Origin of the sequence: Larkinella sp. C7 (assembly GCF_006149005.1) — a bacterium.
GTDB lineage: Bacteria > Bacteroidota > Bacteroidia > Cytophagales > Spirosomataceae > Larkinella.
The window spans coordinates 77,515-99,617 of sequence record NZ_VBSL01000008.1 but is presented as its reverse complement, the minus strand read 5'-3'; the positions used below and the strand labels follow the sequence as shown (position 1 = coordinate 99,617).

The window sequence follows — 22,103 nt, the reverse complement described above, 5'->3', positions numbered from 1 at the left end:
GGTTAGGAATAGCGCAACGGCTCGTTGAATACATTGCAGACGTGCAGCGAATGGCTGTTGAAATGATAGGGGCCTTCGTATCCGGTATCGCCGAGGAAGTGACTGACCAGCGCAATCGAAAGGGGATAAAACCAGGACCCCAGCATGATGTGGGTGCGGTTGGGGTCTTCGTCGCGCAACTCTGCAGAGGCCGTGGTTTCGCCTTCTTTCCAGATCCAGTGCGGACGCGGCACCCAGTCGGCGGGTTTGCTGTCCCGGCGGTGCAACAGCCAGCCGACACCGTCGGCGCTTTCGTGCTGCAACGCGTGAGCCAGATACCGTCGGCAGGCTGCTTCGACATCGTCGCGCCGGTAATCCGTCAGGGCCATCAGGTTCACCAGTTGGTAGGCGCCGTCGAAATCCGGGCAGTCGGAACCGCCGGGCCAGAAGGAGCCGTCGGGCAACTGACACGCCAGCGTCGAATCGACGGAACGTTCGAGGTGGCGCAGCGGCCAGCCCAGGGCAAAGTAAATCGGGACGACGTGGATGGTGCCGAACAAGCCGTTGGCCGGGTCGGCGCCCAGTTGGGTTCCCCAATAGCCGGTTTTGGGGTCCTGCAATTCTTCCAGCGCCGGAAAAATCGCCTTTTCCATCAACGAATCCACTTCTGAGGCACCGAACCAATCACGCAGTGCAAACAGGGCCGTTGCCGCTGCCAATACCTGATTCCCAGCCGCCCACGAATTGCGCCAGTCGTAGTGTTTCACCCAGCGGTACAGCCGGTCGGCGTTGAGCAGGGGTTCCAGAAACCGCAGTTCGCGTTCGGGCTGGCGGTTCAGCATCCGCAAGGCCCAGAGGTTACCGCGTGTATAATGCCAGACCGGTTCCAGTTCGTCCAGCGTCCGGATGCGCCCGAACTCGGCGGGTTTCCCCGAAAAATACCCCTGTTCGGTTTGGCGACGCTGAAACTGTTCGGCCCAAATGTCGAGGTCGGCCGCCGGGCGGTTTTGCAATTCGCCGAACAGATCGAGGACGTGGGCGGCATGGTAGGAGCCGTAAAAACTTTCACCTTCGCCCCGTTCCTTGCGGTACACGCCCGGCGTGTCGCCGATTTTCATGGCATCGACAAACCGCAGTGCCGATTGTTTAATTCGTTGATAGCCTGGTGTTTCTGTCATGATCATGGTCTTATTTTACGAGTGATAGAGTCGCTTGGTCGGCAATCAATACCGGATAATCCGGTACCGGAATGGCCGTAAACGTGTAGCGGTCACCCGCTTTTTTCCACTGATTTTTCGGGATTTCATAGACTTTTCCGGTAATCAGATCGACCAAAACCGGTTTGCTGAATTTCCCTTCAACAGTCACGGTCGTTGGTTTTGGTTCGTAGGTTTCGGCGGGGCGGGCTTCGGCGCTCCAGAGCGTGACGAGGCTCCCGCTGTTTTTCCGCTGGCGGTATTGAAACGCCGAAACCGTAGCCTGGCTGACGCTTGGTTTGGCCTGATCGAGTAGCTCAAGCTGGTCGTCAAAGGTCGAAAAAACGTGCTGGGCGGCTTTGTAGGCCATTTTAGGTCGTTCGATGGTTTTGTCAGGATTGGTTTTTAGCAAACCTTTCGTGTTGACGCCCGTCATGTGGTCACCGGCGGCATAGTGGATGTCGCTGATCGTGAAGAGGTTGGTGGCAATGCCGCGTCCGTGGTCGGCCAGCATCCGGCGCAGATCCCACTTGGCCTGGCTCAGTTCGGTCCAGTCGTATTGCCGCAAAGCCCCGATCGTCACCGCGCTGGCCGTAGAAGGTGCCCCGTTTTCCCCCTGCATGAAGGTGATTTTCGGATTGTAACTCCAGACCATTTTACGCATTTCCTCAATTTTTGGATACGAGGTGTCGGGGTTCGGCGCGTAGCCGTGGTAGGTCAGAATATCGACCAGCTCCAGCGCATTTTCCTGCTTCAAATGATCGAGGAACGGGCGCATGAAGGCCGTTGCCGGAACCCCGGCAACACCGAGGGCAATCAGTTTGGCGTTGGGCTGAATGGCCTTCACCAGTTTGGCGGTGCGGATGTAGAAAACCGCTACTTCCTCGCCGGTATTTAGCTTGTTGAGGTCCGGTTCGTTCCAGATTTCCCACTCCGTTACCTGGTTTTTATAGCGGTTTACCATCGCCCGAACCCAGTTGTCCCAGGCTACCAACGCTTCTTCGGATGTGGGAATCCGACCACCCAGTTTGGGTTCGCCACCACCGGGATAAATCGGATTGCCGTACGACAACTCCACCCAGGGCGAAACACCGCGCGAATAAGCATCCGGAATGACGGCGTCGAGCCAGGCAAAATCGTACTTTCCTTTCACCTTTTCGCATTTCGACCACCCACCCTGCAACCGGATTCGTTTGGCCCCCAGCGGACCGAGGTAGTGGCGGTACGATTGGTAGTCGGTATAGTCCCGGTCGAGGGTTTCGCCCCCGATGGACCAGGTCGAGGACTTGATTTCTTTCGTGGAACGCGGCCGAAGCTGGGCCACTTCCCGGAAACCTTTTGGCTCTGAAACCGTTAGGCCAGGTGCCGGATTTTGGGCCGATGCTGTTGGTAGATCGACCGAGAACAGACTGATTGACAGAAGGAAAGGGTTTAGGAATTTCATTTTCTTTTCAGGATTAGGGAACGGTTGGCCTGTAAATAACCGGCAATGTAAGCGGCCTGCAACTGCATTGCGGAGTCGTCGTAATGCACGTGATCGACAAAATGCTCACTACCCAAACTGCGCGTGAAGGTGTAGAGGTCGATAACCGGAACGGCGTGTTTCTGCATCACCTCGTCGGCAATCCGGTTGTAATCATCCAGATCGCGGGCATACCGTTTGAAGGCTTTCGAGCGCGTATTGTGCCGTTCGTCTTCCACGGAGGTGGTTCGCATCCAGACCAGCCGGATGTTGCGTTTTTTCAGGAGTTGGTAAATGGCTTCCAGATTTTTCCGGTAACTGGCCGAATCGACCTGAATGGCGTTGGTTTCCGGGAGTCGTTTGATGTCGTGCAGTCCGCAGTTCAGGAGCAGCACATCCGGCTGGAAGGTTTTGTCGGGGGCTTTCAGTTTCAGGTATTCGAGCACCATGCGCGAGTCGCCCCCGTTGGCACCCACCGGCACATCCAGGTTTTTGGCCGCCTGTCCGTCGTCGCTTTTCCGGTCATATTGCCAAACACCCTGGACGTATTTTTCCAGAAATGGACCATACCGCATCGAAATGCTGTCGCCGATGACGTAGAGTTTCGGCAAGGGTTGTGCTGCATTAATCAGCAGCCAAATCGCTAGAAGACCAACAATACCGGTTGTTTTTTTCATGTTTTAATTACGTTTTCATTGCTACCAGAAACTGCGCCATCAACCCGGCGGCATACTGCGAAATGACCCGGTATCCGCTGCGCTGTAATTCTACACCGCCCCGGTTCGACTGGCAGGCTCCCGTCAAAAAACCGTCGGGTGTGAGGTATTGAAACAAGGCTTTTTTCGTGATTTCGAGTGTTTTGAACGTTTCGGAAGGCATCCAGCCGTACTGTGTAGCCAGGGCCAGTGCTGCCGCGATGCCCGCCGTAGCCGAGGTATCGATACCGGTTTGGGGTTCGCCCACGAAGCCGTGCCAGCCGCCCTGCGCGTCGCGGTCTTTCAGCATCCGTTCGGCGGTTTTCAGGAACGTGGCCTTCAGGTTTTGCAGAACCGTCGGGTCGAGCTGAGCCGCCAAAGGGTTCAGTTCATTGAGGGTTCGCACCGTGCCCAGCAGATACCAGACCAACCCGCGCCCCCAGTTGGGATACGCATTCCATTCGCCCGCTTGATTCCGTCCCTGATATACCACATCGGGCGTAACCAGTGCTTCCTGACGGTGGTGTAGATTGGCCAGCGCCAGCCGGGCCAGTTCCACATCCTGGCGTTGCCGGGCCAGCACCGCCAGTGGATACGCCAGCGTGTAACAACCTTCGGTCGTCAGACTCTGATCCTGAATGAGTCCGTTGGGCTGGCTTTTTTGCCGGGCAAACGACACCAGCAGATCAAGCGCCGGATGATGTGTTTGCCGTTGCGCCAAAGCCGCCAGCGGCAGCGGACATTCGATGCCGTAAATCGTTCCGTCGGCGGGTTCGCTGCGGGCATTTTCGTACACCAGCCGCTGTTGATCGTCAAAAAACAAGGCAAAATGTGATTCCAGTGCTTTTTTAGCTTCGGTTGAGCGACTTCGAAGCCACCAGTCCAGCAGGCCGTCGGTCACGCAGCCTTCCATCCAGCTAAATTGTTGAATGGACCGGAGTGACCCGAGATTTGACCAAAAAGCGGTTTCCGGATTGGCGGGAGCAGTATCGGCCAGCACATGCGGTTGCAACCCGGCATAGTCCGGATTTTTTGCCGGGGCCAGAAACCAGATGGGGGAGGTGCCGCTAACCATCCGGAGCCGGATGCCTTCCTGCCGCAGGATGGCGGCTTTTTCAGTGGAAAGCAAAACTTCGTACAGTTCAGTCGCGTACGAAAACCGCAAATCCAGTTCACCCAGCCATTGATTCGTTTGAGCCGACCGAACTTCTACTTTTTTCGCTTCCCGGGTGTCGATGGCGACGGTCAGCCGCAGGCGCAGCGGTTTTTGGGGAATCGGTTTCGGAAAATGCAGAATCACATCGTCTCCGGATTTGTCCGGCAAAACCGCAAAGGCGGGCCAGCCAAACGGCACTCGTTTTCCGGCGGGAAGTTCCAGCTTAGGCGCTTTTACCGCACTGGCTACCCAATAGGAGTTTTGCTCCAGCCCGCGAGGAATGGAAACCGCCAGTGCGTAAAAAAGGGTCCGTTGTGTAAATTCCCGCCGATTCATGGGTGCTTAATAACCAGGGTTTTGGGTCAGCGACCGATTCAGGTCCATTTCCCGTTGCGGAATCAGGTAAAGCGTGTGAAAATCCTGCACAGTCAGCCCTTTGGCATTCATCACCGTGATATACCGCCCCGTCCGAACCAGATCAAACCAGCGGTGGTTTTCAAACGCGAATTCCACCCGCCGTTCCTGCTCGATGGCCAGCCGGAAACTGCTCTGGGTGGTCGCCGTCGTGGCCGCCAGTCCCGCCCGCTGGCGCACCTGGTTCAGATACGTCACGGCTTCGGGGTTGAAACCCACTTCGTTGAGTGCTTCGGCGTACATCAGCAGCACATCGGCATAGCGGATGACGGGAAAGTCGATGTCCGAATCACCGGCAAGGGCTCCGAATTGCACGTATTTACTGACATACCGCTGCGTAACCAGTTGCCCGGTGGCGTCAAGATAAGAGGATTTCATCGAAAAGGATTTGCGCAAGTCGCCGGTCTCGTAAGCGGCTTCCATATCCGCCGTTACATACCGCATACTCCCGCCCGTAATCCGTGCGCCTTCGCTGGCCTGAACCGGCCCGAAACCGCTTCCCTGGCCCGTGTTGCCTGATTTATACTGAACATTGAAAAGGATTTCGGCATTGGTCGGTGTGGCAAAACTGAACACATCGGCGTATTTGGGCAGCAACTGAAACCGGCCCGACGTAATGACTTCCTTGAGTTTGGTAGCGGCTTTGTCCCATTCCTTGCGGGTCAGGTACACCTTGCCAAGCAGGGCTTTGGCCGCGCCCTGCGGAGCCCGCCCGACATCCGTTGAACCATAGGTGACGGGTAAAACCTGTTCGGCACTTTGCAAATCGCTGATGATCAGGTTGTAAACCTCGGCGGATGGGGTTCGGGTGAGGCTGCTGGCACCGTCGGCTTCGGTGATTTCGGTTGTCACCAGCGGCACATCGCCGTACAGGCGGACGAGGTTAAAATACAGCAACGCCCGCAGAAACTGGGCTTCTCCCCGGTACTGTGCTTTCAGGTTATCGGGAATACCGGCGGTTTCGATGCGGCTCAGGATGGCATTGGCGCGGCTGATGCCCCGGTAATGATCGCGCCAGGCTGCGTAGATGATGTCGTTGAGCGAGGTATAGGAATGATCGATGAACTGGAAGTTATCGACGTTGACAGCCTGCCGGGTCGTTACGCCATAATTGGTATTGTCGGTCGATACTTCACCCATCCAATACAAGGACGTGTTATACGTACCGCCCAGTTTGAGCGAAGCATACGTTCCCACCACGGCATTGTTGAAATCGGCCGCGGTTTTGTAAAAATTGACGGTGTTGCGGTCGGTTTCGGGCGAAAGGGCCAGAAAATCATCCTGGCAACCGGCCAGAATGAGCAGGCTGAACAGCGAAAGAAAAAGGCTTTTGGCTTTCATGAGGTCGGGTTTGGTCAGAAGGTGAGACTTAAACCAAGGGTGAAGGTGCGGGCGGGCGGATAGCCGAGGTAGTCGATCCCGGCCGCCAGCATGTTGTCGCCGGAGTTGCTGATTTCGGGGTCGTAGCCGGGGTATTTCGTGAATGTGAAGAGGTTGTTGCTCGTCAGATAAACCCGGCCGGTTTGCATCCCCAGCCGTTTCGACAGCCCTTGCGGCAGGTTGTAGTTCAGGGTGACGTTGCGAACCCGCAGGTACGAACCGTCGAAATTGAAGAAGGAACTGTAGCGCAGGTTGTTGTTGAGGGCACCCCGGATGATGCGGGGTGATTTGCCGTCGCCCGGTTCGGTGGGCGATTTCCAGTAGTTGTCGATGACTTCGCTGAGGTTGTTTTGCACCCCGTGATACCCGCGCACAAAAACCGCCCCGGCCCAGAACACATCGCGGCCCTGAACGCCATTGAGCAGCACGCTCAGCGACCAGTTTTTGTAGCTGAACGTGTTGTTAAAACCGTAGAATGCGCGGGGTTGCGGATTGCCGATGATGGTTCGGTCGGCGTCGGTGATGGTGCCGTTGCCGTCTACATCCTTGTACATTAAATCTCCCAGCTTGGCTCCGTTCTGTTTGGCATGGGTCGAAAGCTGCTCCTGCGTCAGAAAAACGCCTTCGGCTACGTGGCCGAAGAAACTCCCGATGGGCTGACCCACCTGCGTGATGCTGACATCCCCACGTCCACCGTCGGAAAAGAGCTGTTCACCCTCCGAACCGAGCCGCAGTACTTTGTTGCGGTTGAAGGTCACATTAAAACTGCTCGTCCACTGAAAATCCCGGTTGGCGATGGGTTTGCCGGACAGGGCCAACTCGACGCCCTTGTTTTCCAGTTCACCAATGTTGACCCAGGCCGTGGTGTAGCCCGTAACGGCCGGAATGGCTTTGTTGAGCAGCATATCGGTATTCCGGCGGTTGTAATAATCACCCGTAAATTGCAGCCGGCTGTTGAAAAAGGCCAGATCCACACCAATGTCGATTTGTTTGCTGGTTTCCCAGCCGAGTTGGTTGTTGGTGAAACTGCCCTGCGCAAGCCCCGGAACCTGGGTATTGCCCAATACGTAATTGGTCGCAGAAAGCAACCCCAGATAGCGGTAGTTTCCGATGGCGTTGTTGCCCGAAAAACCGTAGCCCGCCCGGATTTTGAAGTCGTCGAACAGGTTGAGGTTTTTGAGGAACGGCTCTTCCGACAACCGCCAGCCCGCCGAAAACGAAGGGAATGTTCCCCAGCGATTGGCCGATCCGAAGCGGGAAGAGCCGTCGGTCCGGATGGTGGCCGTCAGTAAATACCGGTCGTTGTAGGCATAATTGACGCGGCCCAGGTAGGAGAGCAGCGACCACTGCCCGACGGTGTAACTCCCGCCCGTAATCTGGCCGCCGTTGATGTTTTCGAGCAGGTCGTCGGCAAAATTCGTGGCCGCCGTGGTGGTTGCCGTGGTGGTCGATTTTTGGATGGTGAATCCGGCCAGGGCGTCGAAGGAATGGTTGCCAAAGCTGCGCCGGTAGTTGATCGTGTTCTCATTCAGCCAGTTGACGTCCGAGGTGTTGACGATGCTGGAGGTCGCGGGCGACAGCGAAGCACTGCCCGACAGGGTCGAGGGTTTGAAGGTATTGGTGTTGTAATAATTAAAATCGGTTCCCACGCTGACCTTCAATTTCAAACCGGTCGCCAGTTCGTATTCGCCAAAAACATTGCCGAGCATCCGGAATTGGGCATTGGTGCTTTTGTATTCATTGGCGGTTTTGAGGGGGTTGGCAATCGCGCCCATGCCCACGTTCGTCAGGTCGAAGGTGTTGCCGTAGGAGCCATCGGGGTTGTAAACCGGGATCATCGGCGGCATGGAAAGGGCTTCGGCGACGATGTTATAATCTCCGTAATGGCCGGTGGACGGAACGTTGTCGGTGCTGGTATAGGTCGGAGCCAGATTCATGCTCACTTTGAGCCGTTTGGTCAGTTGGCCGTCGAGGTTCAGCCGGGCCGAATACCGCTCGAAACCGGAGCTGATCAAAATTCCTTTCTGGTTAAAATACCCTCCCGAGATCGCATACCGTAACTTTTCAGTGCCGCCGGTGGCCGAAACCTGGTAATTCTGGATGGGTGCATTGCGGAAAATGACATCCTGCCAGTCAGTGTCGACCTTGGGCAGGTTGTTCAGATCCTGCCAGGCTTCGGGAATCCGGTACGACGCGGAGCGAACACTGTTCGGGTCGGTGATTTTGGCATTGGGGCCGCCGTTGTCGAGCCAGCCGTTGTTGTGGCCTTCGATGACGAATTCGGCAAACTGGCGGGTATTCATCATTTTGAGCAGCCGGGCCGGTTCCTGCATGCCGACGTAGGCATCGACGGTGATCTGGGCCTGACCGGTTTTTCCGCGTTTGGTGGTGACGATGATCACGCCGTTGGAGCCCCGCGAACCGTAAATGGCCGTTGCCGATGCATCTTTCAGGATTTCGATCGACTCGATATCGGCCGGGTTGATGGTGTTGAGCGGATTGCCGACCCCGGAGTTGTTAATCGGAAATCCATCGACCACAAACAACGGTTCGACTCCGCCGGAAACCGAGCCAATCCCGCGTACCAGAATGTTCGTGTTACCGCCCGGCGCGCCCGAGGTGGTGGAAATCTGCAAACCCGGCACCTGCCCCTGCAACGCCTGATCGAGCCCCGAAACCGGGATGCGCTGCAACTCTTTGGCCGAAATCGACGCTACGGAGCCGGTCAGGTCCTTTTTCTGCTGGGTTCCGTAGCCGACCACGACGACCTCGCCCAGTTGCTTGGTATCGGGCAGCAGAATCACATTGATGTTGGATCGGTTCCCGATGGCCCTTTCTTCGGACGTATAGCCTACGAATGAAAAAACCAGTACGGATTGGGAGGAAGTTGCTTTCAGGCTGTAGGTTCCATCCGTTTGGGTGGTTGTGCCGGACGTACTGCCTTTTTCGATGATCGTTACGCCGGGTAATGGTTGTCCATTTTCTTCAGTGACTTTCCCCGAAATGTTCACTTGCGCCCATCCCAGGACAGGCCAGGTGCTTGCTAAAAGCAACAAGCCTATTTTTTTGAAGTAGAGTTTTAAGGATCTCATAATATTCAATAATATTGAATTATGATTAGGAATAATTTCGTTGCAAGGCTATATAATTTATCGATTTTTTCAAAATTATTTTTGATATTTTACCATAAAAATAGCTAATTTGGCTAAAAATGAAAAGTTAAGGGTATGGTTTGTTAAGTAGTTTCCAACATTGGTAGTGTAAAAAATCGTCTTTAATTCATTATAATTGAATTAAAGATTTTAGCCAAAATCTGTGCAAAGCTGCCGGTAGAGTAAGAAGTGAATAAGCCCGGATGCAATCCGGGGAAGGGATGGAGAGTCTGGATTGGTCTAAAACCGGCTAGCGGTTTTTCATATCCGTCACCATTTGGTAGGAAAAGTAGCTGAGAAGAACGACGACCAGCCCAATCGCCAGCCAGATCAGCCAGGGGTTGGAGGCAAAAAACGAAGAAGAACCGCTGGAAACGTGAACCGACTCCGGTTGATCGACTTGAACGACCGGCGGGTTAGTCGGTATTTTCGTCTTGAAATGCACCAGATCATACGCCGGAGCGCCCACGGCGGGATTGGCAAACGCCAGATGGTAGGAGTTACCCGGTTTCAGTTCCGCCAGTAATTCCGTGGTTAATTGCTGGGCTTTGATGCTACCCAGCGTCAGCGGCACATTATTCTGATTTTCGATGATCAGGAACAGGTCGGTCGTGGGCTGGTTCGGTAGCAGAACGGTGTGCAGGCTGTCCATCGAGTTGAGTTCGAAACGCTTTAAGGATTCGAAAAAACGGTGCCGGCGATTCCTCTTCTGCTTTTGAATCCGGAACTGCCCCAACTCTGCGCTCCGGCGGTATTGGTCCGGGTATTGGACCGAGATGGTCAGTTTGTCCGGGCGCGACGGGCTTGGAAAGGTGATATGGACGTAACTTTTGTGATCGCTGCTGTCGCGTTGCGTAAAAAAAATACCGGGAATGTCGGAATAATTGCCCGCTTCGGTGGTGGTGGTATAATAGCCGACTTTAAGAATATTTAGCGGGGCGCTGAGCGAGTCGTTGATTTCCAGTTGGTAATATTCGTAATCACTCAACGGAAAGCCGAGGATTTTGGCTTCGGAGGTCGCCCGGCTGTTGGAAACCGGTTCGAGCCAGTAGTCATCTTCGATACCGTACCACGTTTTGCCGTCGTTGCTGCCACTCAGCCGGGCTTTTTTGCGGATGTTCGTATTTTTCAGGATCAGGCCGAGGGAATTGATCGGCGTTTTGTTGCCATTCCGCAGCACCAATTGGGTCGCTACCGAAGTGGTGGTTTTACCAACCAGCTCATATTCCCTGAATTGAACCTGCTCGCCGGGTTGTTTTTGCGTCAGCAGATAGGGTATTTCCCGGTTTTGGTCATCGTACAGCCGGATGTCGGTTTTGGCGGCATTCAGCCGCCCGACCACGGCGGGGGGCAACAGAATCCGGTAATAGCCCGGTTGCGTCACCGGATGAATCCCCGCCCGAAAGTCAAAGGATTGCGTCCGGCCTGTTCCCCAGGTCAATATGAAAACCGTCGTCAGACTAAGCAGTCGGTTCATGCGTCGCATTGGCGTCGTCGATGAGGATTAACTTTCTGATTTTCTGGTACATGAACGATATGATCAGCAGCAGCACGCCCAGCGAAATAAAAGCCGCAATTTTTCCGCCTTCCGAAATGCCCTCGATGTCGTAGATAAACAGCTTCAGGATGGTCAGGGCAAACAGGCTGAGCGACAGAATTCGGAGCTGGCGGTTTTTGCGGTTCAATCCAATCCACATAAACACAAAGGCACAGACACCCCAGAGAATCGGCAGGCCGACTTTGTTGGTCTGGATCAGCAGTTCATCGAAACGCACCAGCGCTGGCTGACTGGCCAAGCCAGCGGTTTTTGATCCCGCAAAACTGAAATAAATGACGTGCGCGAACAATTCCGACGTGGCTACATAGACGATGACGTAGCCGATAAACCAGGGCCAGATCCGCAGCAGAACCGGCGGCAGGGGCGTCAGCCGGGCTTTGTTCCGGTCGATGAGCCACAGAATCAGGAGGGTAAAAAGCAGACTGGCATAATGAACCGGGAAGCCAATCAGGCTCGGTTCGTCGCCTAAAAAATAATCGTTCAGCAGCGTCATCGTCGCCGGGCTGTAAGTCGAGAGGTAGGCGATGAGGCCCAGGAATCCGAGACCGACGGCGATCCAGCGCGATCCGCGATTCCCGGAACGTTGGGCATTGAACAGCAAACCGGCCCCGAAAAACAGATTGTAACACCCGAGCAAAATGGTCTGGTTGGGGCCAAATCCGATCCGCAGCGTCGTCTGATAATCCAGTTCGAACAACCCACTCAGGTAGAGCACCACTACCGTGATGAACCGCAGAAACCGGCGGTAGCTTTCCACCTCCAGTTGACCAATCCAGAACCGGAAAGGCTCGGTCTGTGTGTTCAATAACCGGTTGACAGCCAGGAGACCAGCGATGGAAACCAGGCTGGTAATGAAGGCTTTGTTCAGAAGAATGGGCAGGGGCGAGGTCGAAACGCCACCGTACAGATCCGCCCAATCCATGCCCAGACTCACGAGCATCAGGCCCAAAACCAGCACCGAAGCGGTTGAAACCAGCGTCAGACCGGACTTTTGGGCCAGCCACAGCAGCAACACGGCTTCCAGCGCCCAGAACATCGTAATGAAATTGCCTTCGAGTTGCACCGGAATCGCCAGACTCACAAACGTAATGACCAGACCGATCAGCAGGTAAATCAGGGTCCGGTCCACGGCCTCCCGGCGATGGAGGAAAACCGCCAGCCCAAAGTTGACGATGGCCAGTGCCACCGTAAATAAACCCTGGTAGTGTTGATGGCCGCTATTGAGCAGAATCACCATTCCGGCTGCGAAGAAGAAAGCCGTACTGCTCAGCAACAAACTGATTTCCACGGCCGAAAACCGGGCTTTTTCTTTCAGATTATTGATCAGGTTCATCGCCATGAAAACCACATAGAACAAAGTGGCAAAAATCAGCCCGCCGAAATAATGCGGTTTATTTTCGAGAATGCTGTCGGACAGCCAGGCTCCGTAGAGCAGAACCGTGAACCCGTAGGCGACGATATGCACCAGATTCCATTTCTTAAAATACGCCAGCACCAGCATGCCCACGTCCAGAATCAGAATGTAGGTCAACAAAACCACGTAGTTGCCGTCGCCGGAACTGACCATAAACGGGGTAGCAAAACCGCCGATCAGCGACACGACGGCCAGCTCGACGCGGTCGTAGGAAATCGCCAGCAGGATGGAAAAACCGGTGATGACGACCATCAGCACAAAAGCCGTGGTCTGGTTGAAAATGTGGTAATCGTGGAAGGCAATGGCAATCGTGAAGTACAGAACCGCCAGTCCACCACCGACCAGCACGGAACTGAAAGCCCCGAACGATTTCCGCAAGCGGTGGGCGATGCCGATGAGGGCTCCACCCGCCAGCACACCGATAAACACCCGGCCAATCTCGTTGATCCACTCCTGATCGATGGCGTATTTGACGAAATAACCGATGCCCAACACCAGAATGCCAATCCCGATTTTGTTGATGAGGTTTTCGCCAATGAACTTTTCCAGATCCGGATTGTCGCGCAGAAAGCGTTGAAAGAAAGACAGTTGTGGTTCGGCCGGAACCGGCGGGGGTGGGGGCAGAACCGGAAGGGGCGGCTCGCCGATGTCCTTGGGAATTGGCGGAGGAAGGGTGCTTTCGATCCGAAATGCCGGTTGCGCGACTACGGGCGCTGGTTCCGGTTCCGGCGTCGGTATAGGCTCGGGTCGAATGGCTACGGGGGGCGCCAGCGGTTCTATGACTTCGATTACCGCCCCTCGTTCGTCCAGCATCGTGGGTTTCACCGGCTGGTCATTTGACCCGAGGTTGCTCCGAAAGGCGTTGAAATCGGCGCGCAATTGATTGATCTCATCGCTTTGCCGCAAAATCAGTTGCTTGACGTCCGAAAACCGGCTGTAGGCAACCAGGATCAGAATAATGACAATAACCAGTAAGAACGCTTCCATAGGATGGTTTCGGTGGAGCTTATGTCGTCGTAATCAGTTTTTTAGGCGGTTGAGCGCAGGGTGAAAAGCGATTCCAATATACGCGAAGGGATTGCCCTTGACAAACCTTTGCAACCTAAAGTTGGGGGATATCGGCCGCAACCGCCAGCGGCACCTGGTAAGTGGTTGGGTTTCGGAAACAACTCCCGTCCCCGGCGTACAGTTCACAGCAGGTTGATCGGTGAAACCGCCCGGCTGATCGGGAAAAACCGGCTCCCGGTCGAATGCCCGAATGCCCGGTTAAACGCAGCCCCCGATTGGGATTCTAACCTTCAGTAACGAACAAATAAACAATCACGAACATGAAAAAGACCATCATTGCCCTCGCAACTGTAGCCCTTTTAAGTACCGGCGTTTCAATGGCTCAACGCACATACAACCCCAGCGCAAATCGCAATCAGGCCCCGTATGGCAACACCAATCCCGGTTCACGTTACGACGATGTGAAGGAAGACATCAAGATCGACTGGCTGGATGCCATCGTCAACCTGTCGCGGAAACAGGAAAAGGAACTGAAACGCATCGAAGACCGCTACGATAGCCGCGAGAATATCAGCCTGCAACGTCGCAATCCAAAGATGTACCAACGGATTCAGGCCCAAAAGCAGAATGAGATGCTGGATGTCCTGAACAAATCGCAGCTTCAAAAATGGATTGCCTTTCAACAATCCAATCGCTCCAATCGTGGTCCGGTATATGGCCGTCGTTAACCGCCCGGATTCTGATCTCAAACCCGCTTTCTCATTGCAGAAGGCGGGTTTTATTTTTTGTGAGAAAAGTCAGTTCGGGAACCTTGAGCGGTGCCAATCTTTTCGGTAATTTGCCATATGACTATACCTCCACTGGATTTAATTCTTTTGCTAGGTACGGCGCAGGGTTTCATCCTGGCGGCTTTGTTGTGGTTCAACCGCAAAGGCAATCGGCTCCCAAACCGTTTGCTGGCGATTTTGGTGGGTTTACTGGCATTGGCCAGTCTGGCGGTTGGCATTCCGATCATGAACCCGTGGATCAATCTGTTTGTCGATTTCGTTCCGCTGATCATTATCATGCCGCTGGGGCCGCTGATGTATTTTTATACCCGTTCGTTGCTGGAGCCCGACTTTCGGCTGGGCAAACGCGAACGGCGGCATTTCTGGCCGGTTATTATCGACTTTGGGAGCAAATTGATGGCCTGGATTTTCCTCTTCGGCTTGCTGTTCGGTTTTTTTGAACACACTGACAACCGGCAGGTGGGCGCTTGGATGGATACCTACGATAAATACGCTGACATTCCACGCTGGATTTCTGTAACTCTTTATGGCCTGTTGTCCTACCGCTGGCTGGCCCGGTTTCAGAAAACGAATTCCGACCTGACGGCACAACAGCGGGCGGGCGTACGCTGGCTGCGGCAGTTTCTGATGGTTTTTGCGGCCTTTCAAACGATCTGGTTTCTGCATCTGATTCCGTATATTCTTCCCCAAACCAGCAACGCCCTGCTGGATGCGTTTGGCTGGTATCCGCTCTACATTCCGATTGCGGTGATGATCTACTGGCTGGGATTGGGCGGGTATTTCCACGCCCGACATACGGTTTTGTCCGAACCCATTCGCAAAACCAGCCCCGTGAGCCTGCCCGACGAGTTGATTCAAGAAACGACGAGTGGATTGATCAAAGCGATGGAAACCGCTCAGCTTTACCTCGACCCGGAACTGACTGTCGAGAAAGTCGGGCGGCATTTGCGGCTTCCGGCCAAAACGGTTTCAGCGGTTTTGAATCAACACCTCGGCAAGAGTTTCAACACGTTCGTCAATGAATACCGGGTGGAGGACGTCAAACGACGGCTGAATGATTCGGTCAGTGCCAATCTGACGCTGACCGGTATTGCGTTCGAATGCGGTTTCAATTCCCAGGCCACGTTCCAGCGGACGTTCAAACAAATGACCGGTTTTGCTCCGAAAGAATATTTGAACCGGCAGGCGGTGTAAAGACAAAATACCCCAAAGAGATAGGACCACTAGCCGGATGAATTACCATGCCCGGCGACGGCCCGATGTATAAAACATCCTGAAAGGGTAGAATCACTAGCCCGCGGTAAAACCGTGGGTGCAGAATTACCATGCCCGGCGACGGCTCGATGTATAAAACACCCTGAAAGGGTGGAATCACTAGCCCGCGGTAAAACCGTGGGTGCAGAATTACCATGCCCGGCGACGGCTCGATGTATAAAACACCCTGAAAGGGTGGAATCACTAGCCCGCGGTAAAACCGTGGGTGCAGAATGACCGTACCCGGCGACGGCCCGATGTATAAAACACCCTGAAAGGGTGGAATCACTAGCCCGCGGTAAAACCGTGGGTGCAGAATGACCGTACCCGGCGACGGCCCGATGTATAAAACACCCTGAAAGGGTGGAATCATTAACCCACGGTTTTTCCGTGGGCGCGTCCGCAGAGTGGTTAATTCGATGGGAATCCGCGATAGGCATCCGCCGATGGGGGGCCGCCGATCGGAATCCGCCGTAGAAAAACCCACGGACAAACCGCAGGTTAATGATCTCACCCTTTCAGGGTGCGTATGAGCCTGTTCAAGGCCAAATCCGGTTAAATTTCCTCTCAAATCCGGATTTGAGCAGACTGAGATCGGGCATTTGGCTTGTTTTGTTGCAAACAACAAGCCAGATGACGTATTCAGCCAATTTCCGCCTAACCTCCATTTTCGGATTTCTTTTTTCCCTGCTGACAGTGATTGCCAATGCCCAGGCCGGTTTCCTGACACTTTCCGGGAAAGTCATCAATCAGGAGACCGGCGAACCCATTCCGTTTGCGGGGATTTCGGTGGTGGGGCGGAGCATGGGTACGGTTTCCAACGTCGTCGGTGCCTTTTTGTTGAAGGTGCCGAACGAGTTTGACCGTGACAGTCTGAAAGTTTCCAGTGTGGGCTATCAGTCCTTTACGCAACCGATTGTACTGGCAAAAAATCAAAATCTGGTGATCCGGTTAAAAGCGGCTGCCATTACGCTGGACGAAGTGCGGGTGCAGACCCGGCGAAAAACCGCCGTCGCTATGCTGCGGGAAGCCATTGCCGCTATTCCGCGCAATTATGACACCACCTCGGTGCAGATGACCGCTTTTTACCGGGAAGACGCCCGGTTCGACAACGAGCCGATGACATTCAACGAAGCCGTATTGTCGGTCTATAAAGCGGCTTATAACCAGTCGGAGCAGAAAGATCAGATGAAGTTGCTAAAAGGCCGCAAAAAGAATTACAAACTAACCAAGTACAACCTGCCGCCGATTATTAACCTGAGCAACGGCGCACGAAATTCGCTGATGGCTGATTTTATCAAGCAGCCCATTCATAAGAACAGCATTCTCAACGAGCGGAATTTCAAACATTACGATTTCAGGCTGAGTACGCTGACGGCTGACCGGACAACCTACGTCGTTGAAATCCGGCCGGGGAAACCGAAGCGGAAATCGTATGCAACGGGCAAATTTTACATCGATGCCGAGACGATGGCGTTTGTTCGCTCCGAACTGCAGATCAGCCAGGCGGGGCTGGACAAGGAAAACAGCAACGACTGGCTGTTGAAAAAAATAGCGTCCGTCGTGTATAAACAGAATTTTAAGCTCTCTGATTTTAAGGAAGTTATTACGTATACAAAGCATGGGAACACCTGGCACCTGAACAATGTGGAACGAGGCTATGAAGCCCGGATTAACAGCGCATCCCGGAAAATCGTCGATAAAATCTGGAAAGTAGCCACCAGTTTTACGGTCACGGATGTGGTGGCAAAAGGCATTGCTCCTTTTGCCGAAGGCGACATCGCCGAGAACCGCAACTCGATGAACACGCTGATCGGTGAGCAGAATGATCCGAATTTCTGGGAAAACTACAACATTCAAAAGGCGGTTTCGGTCGATACGGTTTTTGGTACTAGTCAGATCATCCGTCCCGCAATGGGTCGGAAGGATTCTGTAAATATCCGAATTCCGAACCGACAGAACGGTTTTACCCGCGCCGATACGCTGCGCGGTAAACTCACGCCTTTGCGCAGTAATTATGACGTGACGTTCTACGATCTGGCAGTCAAGGTAGATATTGAAAACAAGGCGATCAGCGGCAAAAACCGGATGCGGTTTAAGGTTTTGAATCCACTGGACCAACTACAGCTAGACCTGTACGCCAACATGGCGATTCACCGGATTTCGTACGCTGGAAAACCGCTGGCTTACACGCGGGAATTCAATGCGGTTTTTGTGCAGTTTCCCGAACAGCTCAAGGCGGGCAGCGAGCCGGAACTGGAAATCGATTATTCGGGCACACCGCAGGTTCCGGATTTTTCGGTGCCGATGATGGGCGGTTTTTTGTGGGATAAAGACCAGGCAGGTAATCCGTGGGTGCAGGTGGTTTGTCAGGGATCGGGTGCCAGTTTGTGGTGGCCCAACAAAGACCACCTCTCCGACGAACCCGACAGCATGCGCATCAGCGTGACCGTGCCAGACGATCTGATGAACATTTCAAATGGTCGGCTGTTGCGCAAAACCGCCTTGCCAGACCACTGGACGAATTATGAGTGGTACGTAAGTTATCCGATCAACAACTATAACGTAACGCTGAACATCGGAAAATATGCCCACCGGCGCGAAACCTACGGCCCGGATTCGCTGACGCTGGATTACTATTGTATGCCCTACAACCAGGAGAAATTCCGCTGGGTTTTCGATGGGGTTAAACCGATGCTGACGACGCTGGAGAAACACTACGGCCCGTATCCGTTTCCGCGCGATGGGTTGAAGCTGATGGAATCGCTCTACCCGATGGAACACCAGAGCGCGGTTTCGTTTGGGAAATTACCCGCTGAACGCGCCGATTCGCTGAGTCCGGTGGATTCCCTTCGAATTATGCAATTGGCCTGGCATGAAGTAGCGCACGAATGGTGGGGCAATAACGTCAGTTGCCGCGATCTGGCCGATATGTGGATACACGAAGCGTTTGCCACCTATTCAGAAGGGTTTTACCTGGACTCGGCGGTTCCGGAAGATGGCGAACTGGGCTATATCGCATCACTTCCACCGCAGGTCATTGGCAAAGAGCCGATTATCGGCGTTCGGGATGTCAACCACATTCATTACGACATCGGTGATATGTATTCCAAAGGCAGTCTGATGTTGTACACCTTTCGGCACATGCTCAACAACGACCGGCTTTGGGCTGAGATCCTGAAAGGAATCCAGGAACGGTTTCGGTTACAAACCGTGACGACCCAGGATGTGGTCGGGTATATGAATGAAAAAACCGGGACGGATTACAACTGGTTCTTTGATCAGTACCTGAAGTATACGACAATTCCAACGCTGGAGATTCAATTGACGGAAAAGGCGCAGGATTTAGTCGTGAGGTATCGCTGGAAAGCCGATGTGTCCAATTTTCGGATGCCCATTCGGGTGACTAAAACCGAAAATCACTACGACTTCATCACGCCCACAACCATCTGGCAAACGATGACGCTCCCCAACCTGACCGCCGATGATTTTGAGGTGGACGAAACCCGGTTTTACGTGAAAGTGGAAGAAGTGGAACCCGCCCACCCTGTCAGCGGTCGCAGACCCTGACAGGGTGAGGGGCCTGACGGGGTTATTTTACGACAAACTCCGAATCTTTGACGCCGTCGTTGATTTTAACTTTGTCGACAGCAATTTGCATCTGCATCGGCCCCATGCTCTGGGAAAACGAGACTGGGTATTTCAATCCCTTAAAATCTTTGTAATCACCATATTGAATGGTTTGTTCTACTTCGCCACGCGGGGACTTCTGGGTCGCCACGGTTTGAACTTTCAACCCTGAACCGGCCTCATAATAATCCGTCCACAGAACCGCGCCGTCGGCGGTCGTGTGTTTCACTTTGTACGCATCTTTTCCTGCAATTTTCTCCGTTCCTTCCACGGTGCTTTTAATTCCCATTTCGGCAAAATGCAGTTCCGGAAACAGCGTGCCCTGGATAAGTGCCTGCTGGGCATCTTTGCCTTCCAGTACCTGACTGCCTCCGCGCATACCGCCCGTGGCAATTTTGGTCCCGTCGCTGGTCATTTTAAACACCTCCATGCCGTTGGCAACCATGACCCGTACGTACTTGTTGGGGGCTTTCTGTTTCAGGGTAATCACCATCGGATTGCCCTGCATTTCGGTCGACATCTGGATGTTGAGGTTGTCGATCGTAGCCAGAAAATCCTTGCCGCCAATGGCCATCAGGTATTTGGCAATGATTTCATCGGCTGTAGGCGTGGTTTGGGCTGTGGCCCAACAGGAGAGAGCAGGCAGCAGCAGGAGAGTAAGAATTGCTTTTTTCATGATGTCAACAAGAAGGTTTGGCGTCAAAACTAACGGAAAAATGCAGATAGTCAAGCAAAAATGCCATTGCTTAGGCAGGGCTTTAAACTTCGGACGGTCAATGGGAGTTAGGGATATGCATCGAAACCACATTCATGGCCACCTACCAACTTCTCCACGACTGGACCGTAACCCCCGCCGAAGCCGTCGCCCTGCAACAGCAACTGCGGCACGAAATCCGGATTCAACCACTCATTAAACCCGTGGAAACGATTGCCGGTTGCGATATTTCCTTCAACAAATTCGAGGAGACGGTGTATGCTGGTATTGTCGTTTTACGGCTCGATACGCTGGAAGTGGTTGAAGAAGTGGGCGTAGTCAGCTCGGCCACGTTTCCGTACATTCCCGGATTGCTGTCGTTTCGGGAAATACCGTCGCTGCTCGAAGCCTGGTCGAAACTGAAAACCGAGCCCGATGTCGTGATGTTCGATGGCCAGGGCATCGCGCATCCGCGCCGGATTGGCATTGCCTCGCACGGTGGCCTGTTTTTGAACCGACCCACGTTCGGGTGTGCCAAGTCGGTTCTGGTTGGCCGATACGACGAACCAGCCCCGGAGCGGGGCGCGTGGTCGCCGATGAAACATTACGGCGAAACCATCGGGGCGGCTTTGCGAACCAAAAACAAGGTGAACCCGGTCTACGTGTCGTCTGGTCATCTAATCGATCTGGAAACCGCCATAGCGCTGACGTTGCAGTGTGACGGCGCCCGCCGGGGCTATGGCTACCGGATTCCCGAACCCACCCGCCTGACGCACAACCTCGTCAACGCCCTGCGACGCGGGGAACGAAATCCGGACTGACAATCAGTGGCCTTCAGGAATGGTTTCAGGAGCCCGCTGCCGGGCCGTTGGATAACAACCCGGAGGGCGGTTTTGCAAAAAGGTCTTCTGCTTAACGAGTTAGCGGATGGTGTTTTTTTTAGAAAATGAAAAAAACAACCATCGGGCAGGGGGACTGTTGGAGTAGAGTACATAAGTTATTCTCACTCTAATTCCCTCCAGTTATGATTTTGAAAATGGATCGGTTGCCAATTGAGCTACCTACCCCCAGCAATCCGTCGCCGAATGATGCGGCTGCGGTTCAGGAACTCCTCGGTGGAAAATTCGGGGAAATGTCGACCCTGATGAACTACACCTACCAGTCTTTTAATTTCAGGGGCCGCAAGAAAATTCGTCCGTTCTACGATGTCATCAGCAGCATTGCCGGCGAAGAATATGGTCATATCGAAGTCGTCGCGTATACGGTCAACCTGCTTTTGACGGGGGCCAGCAAACGCGGTTTCGACCCCACCACGGCGCCCCTGGCCGACGCGGTTAATGCCCGCAATACCCACCATTTTATTGCCAGCGGTCAGGCCGCCCTGCCGATGGATTCGATGGGTCATTTCTGGACGGGCGACAATGTGTTCAGCAGCGGCAATCTGAAGCTGGATCTGTTGCACAATTTCTTTCTGGAATGCGGGGCTCGTGCCAATAAAATGCGAGTCTACGAGATGGTAAGCGACCCAACGGCGCGGACCATGATCGGCTATCTGCTGGTGCGGGGCGGTTTACACGTGGTAGCCTATGCCAAAGCGCTCGAAAAACTGACGGGGGTGGAAGTAACCAAGCTGCTGCCGATTCCGAACCTGAGCAACAACGCCTTCCCGGAAGCGAAAAAGTTTATGGAAAATAAACTGCACCTGAAACTGTATACGTTCAGCAAGGAAGATTACCAAACTGCCGGGCTGATCTGGAACGGAACGCACCCTGACGATGGGCAGGAAGTGGAGGTTGTGTTCGGAAGTCCGGAAGGGTTTCCGGCACCTGATCTGGAAGCAGAACCCCAACTCAACGCACCCGGTGACGACGAAATCGATCCGGAAATGTTCGCCGATATGGCGAAGAAGATGGGGATCAAATTGTAAGGGAACCTGTTATTCACCGAAAAACGCCCGATTGTTCACTGGAACAATCGGGCGTTTTCGGTGAATGGTTTTCTGCCGGATCGGAAAACCGGATTCCAAACCTATTTTTGCTGCTGATCTTCTTGCTCAGCCAGGCGCTCAGATAGTACATTTTTGAGCTTTTTGACATCACGATCTAATTGAGCAGTCTTCAAGGCGATTTTAGTAAGAAGATCATTCGCCCGATCAACCGCCGAATAAGCAATTTCAATTTGTTTCGTCTTTTCCTGAGGATTCAACATAATCGGTATTGGTTATGCGTTCCAGCATGAATCGGCAGTGTGAAATATCTAGTTCTATTTCTCCAATTCACGGTGATACCGTTGAATGCTATTTTTAAGGCGGACTTGGCTTGCA

16 protein-coding genes are annotated in these 22,103 nt (G+C 53.8%); 5 read left to right on the top strand and 11 right to left on the bottom strand.

All coding sequences use genetic code 11. The features are described 5' to 3' along the window. Positions 1–2 precede the first annotated feature (2 nt). The 8 genes from FH871_RS20340 to FH871_RS20305 form a co-directional block, all read right to left on the bottom strand. A complete protein-coding gene (locus tag FH871_RS20340) occupies positions 3–1,157 on the bottom strand; it encodes a hypothetical protein (RefSeq protein WP_138993202.1) in 1,155 nt (384 codons plus the stop codon). A gap of 10 nt (positions 1,158–1,167) precedes the next feature. Next, on the bottom strand, positions 1,168–2,619 hold the full coding sequence (locus FH871_RS20335) for a hypothetical protein (protein WP_138993201.1): 1,452 nt from the start codon (positions 2,617–2,619) through the stop codon (positions 1,168–1,170). After that, complete coding sequence (locus FH871_RS20330) at positions 2,616–3,314, bottom strand: SGNH/GDSL hydrolase family protein (RefSeq protein WP_138993200.1); 699 nt, start codon at positions 3,312–3,314, stop codon at positions 2,616–2,618. The genes FH871_RS20335 and FH871_RS20330 overlap by 4 nt, the downstream gene beginning before the upstream one ends. A 7-nt stretch (positions 3,315–3,321) precedes the next feature. Next, positions 3,322–4,824 (bottom strand): glycoside hydrolase family 88 protein, encoded by a 1,503-nt coding sequence (locus FH871_RS20325; RefSeq protein ID WP_138993199.1) that lies wholly within the window; start codon positions 4,822–4,824, stop codon positions 3,322–3,324. Positions 4,825–4,830: 6 nt separating this feature from the next. Continuing rightward, a complete protein-coding gene (locus tag FH871_RS20320; protein WP_138993198.1) occupies positions 4,831–6,243 on the bottom strand; it encodes a RagB/SusD family nutrient uptake outer membrane protein in 1,413 nt (470 codons plus the stop codon). 14 nt (positions 6,244–6,257) lie between these two features. Then, positions 6,258–9,374: a TonB-dependent receptor gene (locus tag FH871_RS20315; protein ID WP_138993197.1), complete on the bottom strand. Its 3,117-nt coding sequence runs from the start codon at positions 9,372–9,374 to the stop codon at positions 6,258–6,260. A 310-nt stretch (positions 9,375–9,684) separates the two neighbouring features. Continuing rightward, the gene (locus FH871_RS20310; protein WP_138993196.1) at positions 9,685–10,911 is read right to left on the bottom strand and encodes a hypothetical protein; all 1,227 of its coding nucleotides are present in this window, start codon (positions 10,909–10,911) and stop codon (positions 9,685–9,687) included. Beyond that, on the bottom strand, positions 10,895–13,393 hold the full coding sequence (locus FH871_RS20305) for a DUF2339 domain-containing protein (RefSeq protein ID WP_138993195.1): 2,499 nt from the start codon (positions 13,391–13,393) through the stop codon (positions 10,895–10,897). Before FH871_RS20305 ends, FH871_RS20310 begins: the two co-directional genes overlap by 17 nt. 341 nt (positions 13,394–13,734) lie before the next feature. Between FH871_RS20305 and FH871_RS20300 the strand changes: the two genes are divergently transcribed. Then, the gene (locus tag FH871_RS20300; protein WP_138993194.1) at positions 13,735–14,142 is read left to right on the top strand and encodes a hypothetical protein; all 408 of its coding nucleotides are present in this window, start codon (positions 13,735–13,737) and stop codon (positions 14,140–14,142) included. A 117-nt stretch (positions 14,143–14,259) separates the two neighbouring features. Beyond that, the gene (locus FH871_RS20295) at positions 14,260–15,396 is read left to right on the top strand and encodes an AraC family transcriptional regulator (protein ID WP_138993193.1); all 1,137 of its coding nucleotides are present in this window, start codon (positions 14,260–14,262) and stop codon (positions 15,394–15,396) included. On the opposite strand, the gene FH871_RS20290 is transcribed toward FH871_RS20295, so the two are convergent. After that, entirely contained in the window at positions 15,341–15,829 is a 489-nt protein-coding gene (locus FH871_RS20290; RefSeq protein WP_138993192.1) for a hypothetical protein, read from the bottom strand. The genes FH871_RS20295 and FH871_RS20290 overlap by 56 nt on opposite strands. A 260-nt stretch (positions 15,830–16,089) precedes the next feature. Here FH871_RS20290 and FH871_RS20285 point away from each other — a divergent pair, with 260 nt between their 5' ends. Next, positions 16,090–19,026 carry a carboxypeptidase-like regulatory domain-containing protein gene (locus tag FH871_RS20285; protein WP_171062901.1) on the top strand — a complete coding sequence of 979 codons (2,937 nt, stop codon included), beginning with the start codon at positions 16,090–16,092 and terminating at the stop codon, positions 19,024–19,026. Positions 19,027–19,048: 22 nt separating this feature from the next. Here the strand turns inward: FH871_RS20285 and FH871_RS20280 are convergent, their stop codons facing one another. After that, positions 19,049–19,762: a hypothetical protein gene (locus FH871_RS20280; protein WP_138993190.1), complete on the bottom strand. Its 714-nt coding sequence runs from the start codon at positions 19,760–19,762 to the stop codon at positions 19,049–19,051. A 134-nt stretch (positions 19,763–19,896) separates the two neighbouring features. Here FH871_RS20280 and nfi point away from each other — a divergent pair, with 134 nt between their 5' ends. Both nfi and FH871_RS20270 read left to right on the top strand, forming a co-directional pair. Then, positions 19,897–20,601 (top strand): deoxyribonuclease V, encoded by a 705-nt coding sequence (nfi, locus tag FH871_RS20275; protein WP_138993189.1) that lies wholly within the window; start codon positions 19,897–19,899, stop codon positions 20,599–20,601. A 203-nt stretch (positions 20,602–20,804) separates the two neighbouring features. Next, on the top strand, positions 20,805–21,707 hold the full coding sequence (locus FH871_RS20270; protein ID WP_114405159.1) for a manganese catalase family protein: 903 nt from the start codon (positions 20,805–20,807) through the stop codon (positions 21,705–21,707). Positions 21,708–21,808: 101 nt separating this feature from the next. Here the strand turns inward: FH871_RS20270 and FH871_RS20265 are convergent, their stop codons facing one another. Next, positions 21,809–21,988 carry a hypothetical protein gene (locus FH871_RS20265; RefSeq protein WP_138993188.1) on the bottom strand — a complete coding sequence of 60 codons (180 nt, stop codon included), beginning with the start codon at positions 21,986–21,988 and terminating at the stop codon, positions 21,809–21,811. Positions 21,989–22,103 lie beyond the last annotated feature (115 nt).

Bases quoted from the DNA above. Each gene is read 5' to 3' on its own strand.
- FH871_RS20340 (WP_138993202.1), bottom strand. From the start codon at position 1,157: ATGACAGAAACACCAGGCTATCAACGAATTAAACAATCGGCACTGCGG.
- FH871_RS20280 (WP_138993190.1), bottom strand. From the start codon at position 19,762: ATGAAAAAAGCAATTCTTACTCTCCTGCTGCTGCCTGCTCTCTCCTGT.
- FH871_RS20310 (WP_138993196.1), bottom strand. From the start codon at position 10,911: ATGAACCGACTGCTTAGTCTGACGACGGTTTTCATATTGACCTGGGGA.
- FH871_RS20315 (WP_138993197.1), bottom strand. From the start codon at position 9,374: ATGAGATCCTTAAAACTCTACTTCAAAAAAATAGGCTTGTTGCTTTTA.
- FH871_RS20290 (WP_138993192.1), bottom strand. From the start codon at position 15,829: ATGATTCCACCCTTTCAGGGTGTTTTATACATCGGGCCGTCGCCGGGT.
- FH871_RS20335 (WP_138993201.1), bottom strand. From the start codon at position 2,619: ATGAAATTCCTAAACCCTTTCCTTCTGTCAATCAGTCTGTTCTCGGTC.
- FH871_RS20295 (WP_138993193.1), top strand. From the start codon at position 14,260: ATGACTATACCTCCACTGGATTTAATTCTTTTGCTAGGTACGGCGCAG.
- FH871_RS20330 (WP_138993200.1), bottom strand. From the start codon at position 3,314: ATGAAAAAAACAACCGGTATTGTTGGTCTTCTAGCGATTTGGCTGCTG.
- FH871_RS20305 (WP_138993195.1), bottom strand. From the start codon at position 13,393: ATGGAAGCGTTCTTACTGGTTATTGTCATTATTCTGATCCTGGTTGCC.
- nfi (WP_138993189.1), top strand. From the start codon at position 19,897: ATGGCCACCTACCAACTTCTCCACGACTGGACCGTAACCCCCGCCGAA.
- FH871_RS20325 (WP_138993199.1), bottom strand. From the start codon at position 4,824: ATGAATCGGCGGGAATTTACACAACGGACCCTTTTTTACGCACTGGCG.
- FH871_RS20300 (WP_138993194.1), top strand. From the start codon at position 13,735: ATGAAAAAGACCATCATTGCCCTCGCAACTGTAGCCCTTTTAAGTACC.
- FH871_RS20270 (WP_114405159.1), top strand. From the start codon at position 20,805: ATGATTTTGAAAATGGATCGGTTGCCAATTGAGCTACCTACCCCCAGC.
- FH871_RS20320 (WP_138993198.1), bottom strand. From the start codon at position 6,243: ATGAAAGCCAAAAGCCTTTTTCTTTCGCTGTTCAGCCTGCTCATTCTG.
- FH871_RS20265 (WP_138993188.1), bottom strand. From the start codon at position 21,988: ATGTTGAATCCTCAGGAAAAGACGAAACAAATTGAAATTGCTTATTCG.
- FH871_RS20285 (WP_171062901.1), top strand. From the start codon at position 16,090: ATGACGTATTCAGCCAATTTCCGCCTAACCTCCATTTTCGGATTTCTT.